Raw genomic sequence first — 14300 nt, 5'->3', positions numbered from 1 at the left:
CGGCCAGGTGCAAAAACCCCGAATTGGATTCTAGTGGGGGCTGCGGCGGGCCGAATCGGGGAATTCCCTAAAACCGCATGAATAAAGCCTTAGCGGCCGATAGTATGAGAAATAAAGCGCAAAATTCCGCCAGGCGGACGGCGTCTTTTCCGTGCGATCAGAGCGTCTCATCATGCCAGAAATTATTGCCCGGCGTCATATATCGTATATCATCAAACACGCGCTTTTCCATAAGAACCAGGAGACAACAGCATGTTCGAGGAAGTCGATTTCGCCGGAAAACGGGTCTTGATCACCGCTGGCGCGGATGGTCTGGGCCTGGAAATGGCCAAGGTTTTCCGCCACGCCGGCGCAACGGTTTTCGTGTGCGATGTGAACGAGGCGCGCGTGGCCGCCATCCCGTCCGAGCTGCCCGGCGTGCAGGCCATGGTGGCGGACGTGTCGGACGAAGACAGCGTGGGCGCGCTCTTTGCCGCCGTCAAGCAGAAATTGGGTGGGCTGGATATTCTGATCAACAACGCCGGCGTGGCAGGCCCGACCGGCTACGTCGAAACGCTGTCGAAGGCCGATTGGGACCGCACGCTGGCCGTCAACATTACCGGCCAGTTCCTGTGCGCGCGCCAGGCCATCCCGATGCTGAAAGAATCCAAAGCCGGCGTGATGATCAACCTGTCGTCCGCCGCCGGCCATCTGGGCTTTGCCGGGCGTTCGGTGTATTCGGCGTCCAAGTGGGCGGTGATCGGTTTCACCAAGTCCCTGGCGATTGAACTTGGGCCGCACGGGATCCGGGTGAACGCCATCTTGCCGGGCGCCGTCGAAGGCCCGCGCATCCGCGCCGTCATCGCCGCCAAGGCCAATACGCTGGGACGCCCGGTTGAAGAAATTGCCGCGCAGTATGAAGACCAGGCCGTGCTGGGCCGCATGGTCACCGCGCGCGACATCGCCAACACGGTGTTGTTCAACGCCAGCGAGGCAGCCCGCAGCGTGACGGGCCAGGCGCTGGTGATCGACGGCTTTACGCAGAAGCTCTACTGATGGGCGCCGATCCAGTAGTCCAATCCACGGCCCAACCCGTTGCCCATACTGCCGCCATCATCGGAACGGGCCTGATCGGGCAGGGCTGGGCCATCGTGTTCGCCCGCCAGGGTTGGCAGGTGCGCCTTCACGACGTCAACGCAACCATGCTGGCCGAAGCCCGCGCGCTGATTTTGCAGCAATTGCACGAACTGCAAGCTCAGGGTTTGCTGACGGATGCCGACGCCATCATCGGCCGCGTCCATATCGCCGACAGCCTGGCCGATGCCGTCAAGGGCGCGTGCTATATCCAGGAAAACTCGCCCGAAAAGCTTGAGATCAAGCGCGCGCTGTTCTCGGCGCTGGATGCGGCGGCCGAGCCCGACGCCGTCATTGGCAGTTCCACTTCCAGCATTCCCGCCAGCCAGTTCACCGAGCACCTGCCGGGACGCCACCGTTGCCTGGTCGCGCATCCCGTCAACCCGCCGTATTTGATTCCCGTGGTGGAGCTCTGCCCGGCGCCGTGGACCAGCGCGGACGCGTTGCAACGCGCCAGTGACATCATGACGGCCATCGGGCAAAAGCCCGTGCGGCTGCGCCGTGAAATCGAAGGCTTCATCTTGAACCGCCTGCAAGGCGCCTTGTTGCACGAGGCCTTCCGGCTGGCCAAGGAAGGTATCGCCAGTGCCGAGGACATCGACACGACGGTCAAGGACGGGCTGGGCCTGCGCTGGTCGTTCATGGGGCCGTTCGAAACCATCGACCTGAACGCGCCCGGCGGCATCGCGGACTATTGCTCGCGCTACGGCGGGCTGTATCAGTCCATTGGGGCCGACCAAACCGAATGCGTGGCCTGGGATGCCGCGCTGGTGGGGGCCCTGGCGGACGAACGCCGCGGCCTGCTGCCGCAGGAAGACCTTGCCAAGCGCCGCTTCTGGCGCGATGAAAAACTGATGCGCTTGATGCGCCACAAACAACAGGACGGAGACAAGCATGGCTAAGCCCAAACAGAAAGTCGTCATTACCTGCGCCGTGACGGGCGCGATCCACACACCCAGCATGTCGCCGCACCTGCCGGTCACGGCCGACGAGATTGCCGACGCCGCCATCGGCGCGGCCCAGGCGGGCGCGGCCGTGCTGCACCTGCATGCGCGTGATCCCGAAACGGGCAAGCCGTCGCAAGACCCGGCGCTGTTCAAGCCGTTTCTTGAGCGCATCAAGAACGAGACGGACGCCATCATCAACATCACCACCGGCGGCAGCCCACACATGACGGTGGAAGAACGCATGCGCCCGGCCACGACGTTCCAGCCGGAGCTGGCGTCGTTGAACATGGGGTCGATGAACTTTGGCTTGTTCCCGATGCTGGATCGCTTCAAAGAGCTGAAGCACGACTGGGAAAGGGAGCATCTTGAGAACAGCCGTTCGCTGATCTTCCGCAACACGTACCAGGACATCGAATCCATCCTGACGCTGGGTAACGCCAACGGCACGCGCTTCGAGTTCGAGTGCTACGACATCAGTCACCTCTACAACCTGGCGCATTTTGTTGACCGCGGGCTGGTCAAGGCGCCGCCTTTCATCCAGTCGGTGTTCGGCATCCTGGGCGGCATCGGCCCGCATCCGGAAGACCTGATGCACATGAAGCGCACGGCCGACCGCCTGTTCGGCGATGACTACGAATGGTCCATCCTGGGCGCCGGCCGCAATCAGATGCAGCTGGCCACCATCGGCGCGGCGATGGGCTCGAACGTGAGGGTGGGGTTGGAAGATTCGCTGTGGATCGGGCCGGGGCAATTGGCCGAGTCCAACCGTTTGCAGGTTGAACGCATCCGCACCATTGTCGAAGCGCTGAACCTGGAAGTGGCCACGCCTGACGAAGCGCGCGCCAAGCTCGGCCTGAAAGGCCGGGACAACGTGGCGTTCTGAGTTGGCGTTCTGATCAGGCAGGCGCCGCGCCGCCGCGTTCAGGCGTGGCGGCGCAGTGCGTCGGCAAGCGTGGCGACATCCAGCGGGCGATCGAAGTTGGCGGCATGGCGGGCTTTCAGGGTCAGCTCGGCCGCCAGCGCCAAGTCCGCGTCGCTGGGCATGTCGGCCGCGCCCAGCTCGCGCAGCGTGGTGGGCAGGCCGACCTGGGCGTACCACTGGGTCAAGTCCGCCAGCATGCCGTCGTTGCGCTGTTCCAGATCCAGTTGCACGAGCAGGCCGACCGCAACCTGCAAGCCATGCAGCGCGGTGGCCACGCCGCCGATCTTGGGCAGCCCGCGCGTGAGCGCATGCGCGATGGACAGGCCGCCGCTTTCAAAACCGAGACCGCTCATGAGGATCATCGCTTCCACCACGCGCTCGAACGCGGGCGTGGGCTGGCCCGTGCCGGCAGCCGCCACGGCGTCCACGCCGTCGGCCAGCAGCGTGCGCAAGCAGCCGTCGGCGATCAGTTGCGCCGTCAGCAGCGGGGCGCCGTCGTACATGTTCTTGCCGCCGTTGCGCTGGCATTGCTCGGCCTCGAATTTCTTCGACACGGCGTCGCCCAGGCCGGCGCGGAAAAAATGCACGGGCGCGGTGGCGATGATGGCCGTATCAACCAGCACGATCGTGGGGTTGAACAACATGTGTTCCACCGCCAGGAGGTTGTGATGCGCGTCGTACAGCACGTAGTTCTTGCTGGTGGGCGCGTCGTTGGACGCCACGGTCGGCACCGTGATCAGGTGGCAGTGCGACGACTTCGCCACCGCCTTGCCCGCGTCCAGCGACTTGCCGCCGCCCACCGCGATCACGAAGTCGATGCCAGCGTTGGCCGCCTGCGCGCGCAGGCTGGCGATCAGGTCGGGCGTCAGGTCGCCTTCCACGATCAGTGGCGCCAGCGCCACGTGGTGCTCGGCGCACAGGGCTTCGATTCTTGCTCCCAGTACGCCATGGACATAGCCGTCGATGACCAGCGCCGCGCGGTGCCCGAACAGGGCGGCATATTGGCCCAGGCTGTCCAGGGCGCCCGCGCCTTGTATGTAGCGGCTGGGCGCGCCAAAAATCTTCAGCATGACGTCTTCCTATTTGCGTGGCACGGGAGGGCGGTAATCAAGCTCTTTTTCGCGTTCAACCAGCCAGTCGATCATGATTTTTCCGCCCCAGACCAGGTCGGCCTGGATGGCGCTGCGCGCGGCCTCGGAGTCACGCGCTTCCAGCGCTTGCAGCACGGCTTCGTGGCGGTGTTCGTTTTCGGAATAGTCCAGCCCGGCGGTCTTGACGTGGAACACCTTCAGGATCGGGCCGGTGATGACCCAGAACGATTCCACGGTGGCGCGCAAGATGGGTTTGTTGCTGGCTTCCAGGATGGCGAAGTGGAACTTTCTGTTCAGGTAGCTGGCGCGCTTGGGGTCGGTCGACGTGCAGGAAATGAAGTCCTTCTGCAGGGCGATCAGGTTGTCCAGTTGTTTGCGCGTGATGTGCTGCGCGGCCTCGGCCGCGCCCATGCCTTCCAGATGGAAACGAATCTGCTGAATTTCACGCAGCTTTTCCGAATTCACGTAAGGCACGTAGACGGCCGTGGCCGCCTGCATTTCCAGGCCCTGTTCGCTGATGAGCCGGAAGATGGCTTCGCGCACGGGCGTGATGGATACGCCCATCTCTTGGGCCAGTTCGCCAATGATCAGGCGTTCGCCGGGTTCGTACTGCCCATTGATCAGGGCATTGCGGATTTCGTTGTAGACCCTGACGGAGAGGTTCTCTTTCTTTACCGGTTTAAGGCTGGGCATGACGTTTCGGGCTTGCTGAAATGAAGGGAACGGGTTGAATCCGGGTGAATTCTAGCCCGCGATAGCCAATCCGAGCGCAATGGGTATATTATATATCATATATCCTAACGAAGAAAGGACGCGCCATGCGCCATGACCAGGAGGCCCCCACCCAGGGGGAAGTCGCGATGCTGCGGGAAAAGGCCCGTTACATCCGGCTGGAGACCATCAGGTTGATTGAAATTGCCAAGGTCGGGCATTACAGTTCGGTCTTTTCTTGCGCGGAAATATTCGCGTCGCTGTACTACGACGTGATGCGATTGCGCCCGGGCGAGCCGCATTGGCCGGACCGCGACCGTTTCCTGATGGGCAAGGGCCACGCGGCGGTTGGTCTGTTTCCGGTGCTGGCCGACCACGGCTTCATTGACCACGCGCTATTGGATGGCTACACGCGCCTGGGCAGCCCGCTGGGCGACCACCCCGACATGAGCAAGGTGCCGGGCATCGATTTCAGCTCGGGGTCGATCGGGCACGCGCTGTCCAACGGCGTCGGCATGGCGATGGGCGGCCGCATGAGCCAGCGCGATTTCAATGTCTTCGTGATGCTGGGTGATGGCGAAATGCAGGAAGGCCAGGTGTGGGAAGCGGCACTCTTTGCCGCGCACAACAAGCTGTCGCGCCTGGTGGCCATCATCGACCGCAATGGTTACCAGTTGGATGGCAAGGTCGATGACGTGATGGGTGTCGAATCGCTCAAGGAAAAGTGGCAGGCGTTCGGCTGGGACGTGCATGAGGTCGACGGCCATAACCTGCACGCGCTGACCGCGCTGCTGCGCCGCCTGCGCGCGGACGACACGCGTGACAAGCCGGCTTGCGTGATAGCCAAGACCCTCAAGGGCAAAGGCGTGTCCTACATGGAAACCGAGCCCGGCTGGCACCTGGGCTACCTGGCGCCGCAAGACGCGCAAAGCGCCGTCGACGAAATTCTTTCCCGCGAGATCTGAATGGCACAGGCACAAGTTCTTTCTCCCGATTCCTGGCAGTACCGCGCCCTGAATGCGGTCAACCCCGGGCTGTCTTATCTTTCCGACGCGCTGATTGAGTTGGCCCAGGCCGGGCACCCGGTCGTGGCGGGTTCGGCCGACCTGCAATATTCCAATGGCCTGAACCGTTTTGCGCAGGCCTACCCCGACCGCTACATCCAATTCGGCATTTCAGAGCAGAACATGGTGTCGGCGGCAGCGGGCCTGGCCACCACGGGCATGATGCCGTTCGTGGCCACTTTCGCATCTTTTCTAGGCCTGTTGTGCTGCGAGCAGATCCGCATGGACGTGGCCTACACCAAGCTGCCCGTGCGCTTGATCGGCCACCACACCGGCATCAGCCTGGGCTTCTACGGGACCTCGCACCACGCCACCGAAGACATTTCCACCATGCGCGCGCTGGCGGGCCTGACGGTCGTGTCACCCGCCGACGGCCCGCAACTGGCCTCCGCCATCAAGGCGTCGGTGAACTGGCCGGAACCGATCTACTTCCGCATCGGCCGTGGCCGCGATCCGCAGGTCTATGAAGATGGCGCGCCGTTCGAATTCGGCCGCGCCATCGTGCATTCGCAAGGCAGCGATCTAAACATCATCGCTTGCGGCATCACGCTGCACGCCGCGCTGGCGGCCGCCGAGCAATTGCGCGCAGACGGCCTGTCGGTAGGCGTAATAGACATGCCCACCATCAAGCCCCTGGACCGCGACGCCGTGTTGGCGGCCGCCGGCCAGGCGGGCTTGATGATGACGGTGGAAGAGCACAATGTGCTGGGCGGGCTGGGGTCAGCCGTGGCCGAAGTGCTGGCGGACATCGGTACGGGCACGCGCTTGCGCCGCCACGGCATCTACGACGAATACAGCCTGATCGCGCCGCCCACCACGCTCTACGCGCACTACAAACTGGACGCGGCCGGCATCGGTGAAGTGGCCCGCGAACTGCTGGCATCCTGAAGACAATGCTTGAAACCTCGGAGACCCCCATGAAGGAAATCACCGGCAACACCCGCCTGTTCGGCATCCTGGCCGACCCCATCCATCACGTGAAGACGCCGCAGCGCATGAACGAGTTGTTCGCGCAATTGGGTTATGACGGCGTCTGCGTGCCGTTTCATGCGCGGCCCGATAACCTGCCCGCCGTCGTCGAAGGCCTGCGCCGCCTGGAGAACCTGGGCGGCGTCATCGTCACCATGCCGCACAAGACTGCCATCCTGGAACTGGTGGACGAGGTGACGCCGGTGGCGCAAAAGATCGGCGCGGCCAACGTGGTGCGCCGCGATGCCGACGGCAAGCTCACCGCCCATATGCTGGACGGCGAAGGCTTCGTGCGCGGTTTGCAGACCGCGGGCGTGGACCTGAAGGGCAAAAGCGCCTATCTGGCGGGCGCCGGCGGCGCGGCCAACGCGATCGGCTTTGCGCTGGTGCAGGCCGGCGTGTCGCGGCTGACCATCGCCAACCGCACACCCGTCAAGGCCGAAGACCTGAAGGCGCGCATCCTGTCGCTGCATCCCGAGGCCAACATCGCCGTGGGTACGCCAGACCCGTCTGGGCACGATCTCGTCGTGAACGGCACGTCGCTGGGCATGAAGGAAGGCGACGCGCTGCCGCTGGATACCGCACGCCTGACCCCGGACCAGCTCGTCTGCGAAGTCATCATGCAACCCAAGGACACCGCGCTGCTGCTGGCCGCGCAAGCGAAAGGCTGCAAGGTGCACTACGGCGCGCCGATGCTGGTTTGCCAGATCGCGCTGATGGCCGAAATGCTGGGCGTGGTGCCCGCCAAATAAGGCTGGCAACTAAGACTCGGCAACCCAGGCCAGACAACCAACATCAGGACGTGGCGGAACACGATGGGCGATTACGATTTCATCATTGCGGGCGGCGGTACGGCGGGTTGCATCCTGGCCAACCGGCTCAGTGCCGACGGCAAGCATCGGGTCTTGATGCTGGAAGCCGGGCAAGAAGCACGCAGCATGTGGATTTCCATCCCGGCGGGTTTCTCCAAGCTGCTGGTGAATCCCGACTACAACTGGCGTTTTGCCACCGAGCCCGAAGACAACGTCTATGGCCGGATCATCGCGGTGCCGCGCGGCAAGGGCGTGGGCGGCTCCACCTTGATCAACGGCATGATCTACGTGCGCGGCCAGCCCCAGGATTACGATGGCTGGGAAGCGGCGGGCGCGACGGGTTGGGGCCATGCGCAGGCCGAGCGCGTCTTCCGCAAGATCGAGCATTACGAAGCCGGGGGCGACACGCGCGGAAAAAATGGCCCCATGCACCTGGAAGAAGTGGCCGAGCGGTTTCCCGTGTCCGACGCCTTTCTGCGCGCCGCGCAGGAAGACGGCCAATCCTTGAACGCCGACTACAACAGCGGCAAGCAGGAAGGCGTGGGCTACTACCAGGTGCTCCAGCGGCGGGGCCGACGCTGGAGCGTGGTTGACGGCTATCTGAAACCCGCCGCCGCACGCAAGAACCTGCGCGTGGAATGTGGGGCACACGTGACGCGACTGGTGTTCGAAGGCAAGCGCTGCGCAGGCGTCACCTACCGCAAGAACGGGCAGGAATACACGGTGCGTGCCGCCCGCGAAACCATTCTGTGCATGGGCGCGGTGCAGTCGCCGCAGTTGCTGGAGTTGTCGGGCATCGGCGACCCTGCCTTGCTGCAGTCGTTCAACATCCCGCTGGTGCACGCGCAGCCGCAAGTGGGTGAAAACTACATTGACCACTTCGCCACGCGCATGAACTGGCGAGTGAAGGGCACGGTGACCTTGAACGAGATGTCGCGCGGGTGGCGCCTGGCGCAACAGGTGGCGCGGTACTACACGCGCCATACCGGCATCTTGACCTTGGGCACGGGCCTGGTGCATGGCTTTGTGAAAAGCGCGCCGGATCTACCCACGCCCGACGTGCAGTTTTTCTTCGTGCACGCCAGCTATGCCAATGCCGCCGAACGCATTCTGGACCGGCAGCCGGGCATGACGATCGGCGTGGCGCAACTGCGTCCGGAATCAGTGGGCTCGATCCATCTCAAGTCTTCTGACCCCACCGCCGGCCCCGCCATCCGGCCCAACTTCCTGTCGGCGCAGATCGACCGCGACAGCCTGGTGGGCGGCATGAAGGTCGCGCGCCGCATCGTGGGGCAGCCGGCCATGCAACGCTACATCGAATCCGAAATCAGCCCTGGCGCCGCCGTCGAAAGCGACGAGCAATGGCTGGACTTCGCGCGACGCAATGGCCAGACCATCTATCACCCCATCGGCACCTGCCGCATGGGTTCCGACGCCGCCGCCGTCACCGATGTCAGGCTGCGCGTGAACGGCGTGACGGGCTTACGCGTGGTGGACGCGTCGGTGATGCCGAAGATGGTGTCCGGCAACACACAGGCTGCCGTCATGATGGTGGCCGAGCGCGGTGCGGAACTGATCCTGGAAGACGCGGCAACGGCGTGACGCGTCGTGGAACGGGCGTGCAAGGCAGTGGTGCTTTGCACGCCTCGCACGCCCACTTATGAGCCGATCAGTCGATCAACGAGATCAACGGATCAAGAACCCCGCACCCACCGGGTCATTGCGGTCAATCACCCAGCGCGCGGTGCCCAGGATGCTGGCCGTGCCCTTCACCGTGGGGCGCACGGCGCGCGTGCCGTTCAAATCCACTTCGCCCAGCAGGCAGCCTTCAAAGGTGCCGCTGCCCAACAGTCCCTCCGACTTGATGGGTTGATTCAAGCCCATCTTTCCGCGCGCCTCGAACATGGCCATCATGGCGCTGGTGCCGGTGCCTCCCGGCGAGCGGTCCAACTGCCCCGCGCTGAACACGTGCACGTTCTTGTAGAACGCGCCTTCGATCGTGGGCTGGTGCCAGAACGTGATGAAGTTCAGGTTGTTGATGTGCGCTTCGGTGGGATGCTGAATGCGATGGCGCGCGTTCAACTGGTCGCGCACGATCAAGCCCATGCGCGAGAGCTCGGTGCCGTTGTCCGGCGAGATCCGCAGGTCGCACCCCGACAGGTCAACGATGCCGAAGTAGTTGCCGCCCCACACGATGTCGGCGTGCAGCTTGCCGTAGCCGGGCAGCTCAACGGGGATGTCCTGCGCGGCCACGTAGGCGGGCACGTTTTCAAAGCGCGTCCACAGTACGTTGTCGCCTTCGGACGCCACTTCCGACACGACCAGGCCCGCTGTGGTTTCAAAGCGGATCTTGGTGATGCCGTCCTTGCCGCGCGCGACCAGGCCGTTGGCCACCATCGCCATGCTGACCGCGATGGTGCCGTGGCCGCACATGTGCGAATACTCGGTGCCGTCGATGTAGATCAGGCCGGCGTCGAATTCGGGGCTGGACGGCGGCGTGAGAAACACGCCGAACATGTCTTTGTGGCCACGCGGTTCGCGCATCAGCGCCTGGCGCAACCAGTCGTAGTTCTGCTCCAGAAAGGCCCGCTTTTCCAGGATGGTGGATCCGGCGGGGTAGGGGATTCCGCTATGCACGATGCACAGGGGCTCGCCTTCGGTATGGGTATAGATGACATCGAACGCGTCTTGCTTGCGCATGACTGTGGCTCCAGACTAAGTAGGATGAAAGGAAACTGCGGAAGGGGGAAACTATTTGCCGCGTTCGGACAGCATGTCCAGGCCGACGGTCAAATCCAGGATGACGATAGCGATCACCGCAACCACAATCGTGGCGCCCGATACGGTTGCGATGGTCGGATCAATCGTGTACTGCACATAGTTGAAGAGCTTGACGGGAATGGTGTTCAGGTCCGCCGTGGTGTTGAAGATGGATAGCTCCACGTTGATCCATGACGAGATGAACGCGAAGATCGAACCGGTGACGATGCCCGGCCGGATCTGCGGCAGCACCACCAGGAAAAACGTGGTCCAGGGGTTGGCGCCCAAGTCCGCCGAGGCCTCCTCCAACGCGCGCTGCTCGGGCGTCAGCAGAGTCAGCGTGGACCGCAACACGAACGGCGCGATGATGACGATGTGCCCGATCAACAAAGACAGGAAACTGCGCGTCAAGCCGAAGTACGCGCCGTACTGCAGCAGCGCCGCGCCCAGCACGATGTGCGGCAGCACCAGGGGCGACATCAGCACCGACGTCAGCGCCGCCTTGCCCGGAAATTCGTACCGAGCCAGGGCCAGGGCGGCCGGCACCGTCAGCAGCACCGCCGCGACGGTTGCCGCCAGCGCCAGCACCGTGCTGGTGGTGAACGCGGCCAGATAGCCGGCTTCGACCAGCAGCGTGCGATACCACTCCAGCGTCCACCCTTGGGGCGGAAACGCCAGGTAAGGCGTGGCCGTGAACGACGCGCCCATGATCACGATCAGGGGCAGTGCCAGGTACGCCAGCACAGCCAGCGCGATCAGGCGGATCAGGTGGCGGGCGATCATCGCGCGGCTCCGGGCAAGGTGGCGGCGCGGTTGGCCAGCGCCACCAATATCAAGGTGAAGACCAGCAGCACCATGCTTAACGCGCCGCCGTAATGGAAGTCGAACACCGAGCTGTATTGCTGGAAGATCAGCATCGACAGCACCGATATCCGCCCGCCGGACAGCAGCGCCGGCGTCACGTAGGCGCTGACCGCCAGGGTGAAGACGATGATGGCGCCCGACATCACGCCGGGCAGCGTCAGCGGCCAGGTGATATGAAAGAACGTAGCCGTGGGGCTGGCGCCCAGGTCGGCGGAGGCGTGCTCGCAAGCCGGATCCACCCGTGCCAGCGCATTGCCCACCGCCAGCACCACGAAGGGCAGCAGCACATAAACCATGCCGATCAGGATGCCCAGTTCAGTGCCGATAAAGCGCACCGGCCGGTCAGCGGCGCCCACGCCCACCAGGGCCTGGTTGACGAGCCCATTGCGGCCCAACAGCACCATCCAGCCGAACGCGCGCACGATGTTGCTCGTGAACAGCGGCACCACCAGCAAGATCACGCAAAAGCGCCGCCATGCCTGCCAGCGCACGACGCGCACCAGATACCAGGCCAGCGGATACCCCAAGATGACGCAGACCAGGGTGGTGAAAAGCGCCAGGCGGAAGGTCGTCAGGATCACGTCCCAGTGGTACTGGTCGGCCAGCACGCGCAGATACTGCTGGGTGGTCAACGACAGGCCTGGCTCGCTACTGGTGATGCTGGCCAGCGCCACCACGGCCAACGGAGCCAGGAAGAACGCCGCGAAGAACAGCACGGGCGCGGCCAGCAGCAGGCCGGGTGAGAGCCAGGCGCGCCGGTTCATGGCTGTTCACCGATCAGGTGCAGGTGTTCGGGCGCGAAGGTCAGGCTGACGGGCGCGCCGGGCCGCAAGCCGGATGGCGCAATGCCGCCATGGCGCGACACGACGGTCTGCCCGTCTACGTCCACATGAATCATGCTGTGGCTGCCCACGTTGATGACGTCGGCGACCGTGCCGGTCAGCATCCCTGTCGCCTGGCCCTCGGCAAGGCGCAGGTCTTCGGGGCGCAGCACCGCCACGCCGCGCGGGGGAAGGGTCTTGAATGTGTTGTTGACGGTGTTGTTGCCCGCCAGCGGCACGCGCAAATTTTGCAGCTCCAGTTGCAGCGTGTCGCCCGTGGGCGCCGACTCCACCGTGAACGCCATGAAGTTCGCGTCGCCGATGAATTCCGCCACGAAGCGGGTGGCGGGCTGGCGATAGATGTCCGTGCCCGCGCCCACCTGCTCGATCCGCCCGGCGTGCATGACGACCACGCGGTCTGCCATGGTCATGGCTTCTTCCTGGTCATGCGTGACGAAGATGAACGCGATGCCGAGCTTGGCTTGCAGGTGCTTCAGTTCCAGTTGCATGCGCTTGCGCAGCTTCAGGTCGAGCGCCGACAGGGGTTCGTCCAGCAGCAACAGCTTGGGCTGGTTCACGATGGCGCGCGCAAGCGCCACGCGCTGCTGTTGGCCGCCGGACATTTCGCGCGGGTAACGCGGGCCGAAATCCGCCAGCCCCACCATGTCGAGCGCGGCGCGGGCGCGGTCGGCGGCGTCAGCCTTCGACGCGCCTTGGCGCCGCGGGCCGTACTCCACGTTTTCCAGCACCGTCATGTGCGGAAACAGCGCGTAGTTCTGAAACACCGTGTTCAAGGGACGATGATGCGCGGGCAGGCGGCTGATGTCCTGGCCGTCGATCAGAATGCGGCCGGATTCCGGCTTTAGAAACCCGGCTATCGCGCGCAGCAACGTCGTCTTGCCGCAGCCGCTGGGGCCCAGCAGGGCCACGAACTCCCCCTGCTGGATGTCCAGGCCGATGCGGTCAAGCGCCTGGTAGGCGCCAAAGCGCATCGACACGTCTTCGATGGTGAGCAAAGCGGACATGTTCGACCCCGGCCTAGCGCTTGCGGGCGACTTGGCGGTTCCAGGCGTCGGTGACCTCGGCGCGGCGGCTGTTGATGAGGTTCCAGTCGAACAGGCTCAGGTTCTCCACCGAGCCTTCGGCGCCCCACGGCAGCTTGCGCGCCACATCCTTCGGCACCTGCACGCCCTTGACGGCCGGCCCCAGATACAAGCGGGTGGCCAGGCACGCGGCGGCGTCCGGCGTCAGGGCGGTGTCGATGAACTTCCTGGCGTCCGCGGAATGGGGCGCGTCCTTGACCAGATGCAGGCGGGCGTCGGTGGCCCAGGCGCCTTCCTTGGGCACGGCAAAGCCAATAGGCAGGCCCTTGTCGATCAAGTCCCACGCGCCCACGTTGAAGTGCGCGCCGATGATGGCCTCGCCGCTTTGGTAGGCGTTGCTGGCCGCGCCCGAGCTATCGAAATAAAGCGCCGTGTCCAGCGAGGACAGCTTGGTGTAGAGCGGCGCCAGATTCGACGGGTCCACCGCCCAGACGCGCGCCAGGAAGAACACGAAGGGCACGCCGGACGAATTCGCGGGCGAGGGCACGGCCACCGCGCCGGCGTACTCGGGCTTCCACAAGTCTTTCCAACTGGTGGGTGCCTGCGGCACTTCCTTGGTGTTGTAGGTAATGCCCAGCGAGTAGTAGCCCGTGCTGACGGCGTAGGCCGCGTTGCCATTACGGTACACGCCCTGGTCAATCACGTTCTTCAGGTTCGGGATGGTGGCGGGGTCCAGCGTGTCCAGCACGCCGGCCTGCTGGGCCAGCTCGCTGATGCCGCCGTCCATCCAGGCGACGTCGATGGTGGGCGCATTCTTCTGCTGTTGCAGCTTGGCCAGCGTGGTGGTCGAGGTGCCCACTTCCGGCACCACGGTCACGCCCGTGGCCTTGGTGTAGGGGTCGGCCACGCAGGTACGGAAAGCGTCGCCCCAGTTGCCGCCGTACCAGGCGACGGTGATCTTCTTGTCCTGCGCGCCTGCCGTGCCGGCCATCAATAGCCCGGCGCCCAGCAAAGCGGCGCCCAGTGCGCTGCGGTTAAGTGTTGCCATGTTGGATTCCCCTTGTCGATTTGTCGATTTTTCGGCTTGTCCAGCAAGTCTGACGCAATGAAAGCGGCACAGGACATCGCCATGGATGCATCTTGGGTGATCCGCGGGAAAACGAGATTGAAGGCGCGGGACAAA

Annotated in this window: 14 protein-coding genes; 7 read left to right on the top strand and 7 right to left on the bottom strand. The window is 64.2% G+C overall.

Annotated elements, in window-relative coordinates:
• The first annotated feature begins 252 nt into the window (after positions 1 to 252).
• From P8T11_RS12165 to P8T11_RS12155, 3 genes are read left to right on the top strand one after another with little or no spacing between them, the layout of a single operon-like run.
• Positions 253 to 1035, top strand: coding sequence for an SDR family oxidoreductase (locus tag P8T11_RS12165; RefSeq protein ID WP_268081703.1), 783 nt, complete (start codon positions 253 to 255; stop codon positions 1033 to 1035).
• A complete protein-coding gene (locus P8T11_RS12160; protein WP_268081704.1) occupies positions 1035 to 2015 on the top strand; it encodes a 3-hydroxyacyl-CoA dehydrogenase in 981 nt (326 codons plus the stop codon). Before P8T11_RS12165 ends, P8T11_RS12160 begins: the two co-directional genes overlap by 1 nt.
• On the top strand, positions 2008 to 2943 hold the full coding sequence (locus P8T11_RS12155; RefSeq protein WP_268081706.1) for a 3-keto-5-aminohexanoate cleavage protein: 936 nt from the start codon (positions 2008 to 2010) through the stop codon (positions 2941 to 2943). The genes P8T11_RS12160 and P8T11_RS12155 overlap by 8 nt, the downstream gene beginning before the upstream one ends.
• Positions 2944 to 2981: 38 nt before the next feature.
• On the opposite strand, the gene P8T11_RS12150 is transcribed toward P8T11_RS12155, so the two are convergent.
• Both P8T11_RS12150 and P8T11_RS12145 read right to left on the bottom strand, forming a co-directional pair.
• Positions 2982 to 4052, bottom strand: coding sequence for a glycerol dehydrogenase (locus P8T11_RS12150; protein WP_268081707.1), 1071 nt, complete (start codon positions 4050 to 4052; stop codon positions 2982 to 2984).
• A gap of 9 nt (positions 4053 to 4061) precedes the next feature.
• A complete protein-coding gene (locus P8T11_RS12145) occupies positions 4062 to 4766 on the bottom strand; it encodes a GntR family transcriptional regulator (RefSeq protein WP_050448372.1) in 705 nt (234 codons plus the stop codon).
• Positions 4767 to 4891: 125 nt separating this feature from the next.
• On the opposite strand from P8T11_RS12145, the gene P8T11_RS12140 reads away from it, so the two are divergent.
• The 4 genes from P8T11_RS12140 (at position 4892) to P8T11_RS12125 (ending at position 9231) form a co-directional block, all read left to right on the top strand.
• Entirely contained in the window at positions 4892 to 5749 is an 858-nt protein-coding gene (locus tag P8T11_RS12140; protein ID WP_268081708.1) for a transketolase, read from the top strand.
• Positions 5750 to 6736: a transketolase family protein gene (locus tag P8T11_RS12135; RefSeq protein WP_268081709.1), complete on the top strand. Its 987-nt coding sequence runs from the start codon at positions 5750 to 5752 to the stop codon at positions 6734 to 6736.
• 29 nt (positions 6737 to 6765) lie between these two features.
• The gene (locus P8T11_RS12130; RefSeq protein WP_268081710.1) at positions 6766 to 7569 is read left to right on the top strand and encodes a shikimate dehydrogenase family protein; all 804 of its coding nucleotides are present in this window, start codon (positions 6766 to 6768) and stop codon (positions 7567 to 7569) included.
• A 63-nt stretch (positions 7570 to 7632) separates the two neighbouring features.
• Positions 7633 to 9231 (top strand): GMC family oxidoreductase, encoded by a 1599-nt coding sequence (locus P8T11_RS12125; protein ID WP_268081711.1) that lies wholly within the window; start codon positions 7633 to 7635, stop codon positions 9229 to 9231.
• Positions 9232 to 9315: 84 nt separating this feature from the next.
• Here the strand turns inward: P8T11_RS12125 and P8T11_RS12120 are convergent, their stop codons facing one another.
• The 5 genes from P8T11_RS12120 to P8T11_RS12100 are packed head-to-tail and all read right to left on the bottom strand — an operon-like array spanning position 9316 to position 14165.
• Positions 9316 to 10329: a proline racemase family protein gene (locus P8T11_RS12120; RefSeq protein WP_268081713.1), complete on the bottom strand. Its 1014-nt coding sequence runs from the start codon at positions 10327 to 10329 to the stop codon at positions 9316 to 9318.
• A 51-nt stretch (positions 10330 to 10380) separates the two neighbouring features.
• The gene (locus P8T11_RS12115; protein WP_268081714.1) at positions 10381 to 11172 is read right to left on the bottom strand and encodes an ABC transporter permease; all 792 of its coding nucleotides are present in this window, start codon (positions 11170 to 11172) and stop codon (positions 10381 to 10383) included.
• Positions 11169 to 12017, bottom strand: coding sequence for an ABC transporter permease (locus tag P8T11_RS12110; RefSeq protein ID WP_268081715.1), 849 nt, complete (start codon positions 12015 to 12017; stop codon positions 11169 to 11171). The genes P8T11_RS12115 and P8T11_RS12110 overlap by 4 nt, the downstream gene beginning before the upstream one ends.
• A complete protein-coding gene (locus P8T11_RS12105) occupies positions 12014 to 13099 on the bottom strand; it encodes an ABC transporter ATP-binding protein (RefSeq protein WP_268081716.1) in 1086 nt (361 codons plus the stop codon). Before P8T11_RS12105 ends, P8T11_RS12110 begins: the two co-directional genes overlap by 4 nt.
• A gap of 13 nt (positions 13100 to 13112) precedes the next feature.
• Entirely contained in the window at positions 13113 to 14165 is a 1053-nt protein-coding gene (locus P8T11_RS12100) for an ABC transporter substrate-binding protein (RefSeq protein ID WP_268081717.1), read from the bottom strand.
• Between the last annotated feature and the right edge of the window lie 135 nt (positions 14166 to 14300).

It is taken from the genome of Achromobacter spanius (genome assembly GCF_029637605.1).
Taxonomy (GTDB): Bacteria; Pseudomonadota; Gammaproteobacteria; order Burkholderiales; family Burkholderiaceae_B; genus Achromobacter; species Achromobacter spanius_E.
Note: the sequence above shows the minus strand (reverse complement) of the source record. Positions and strands in the feature narration are given on the sequence as shown.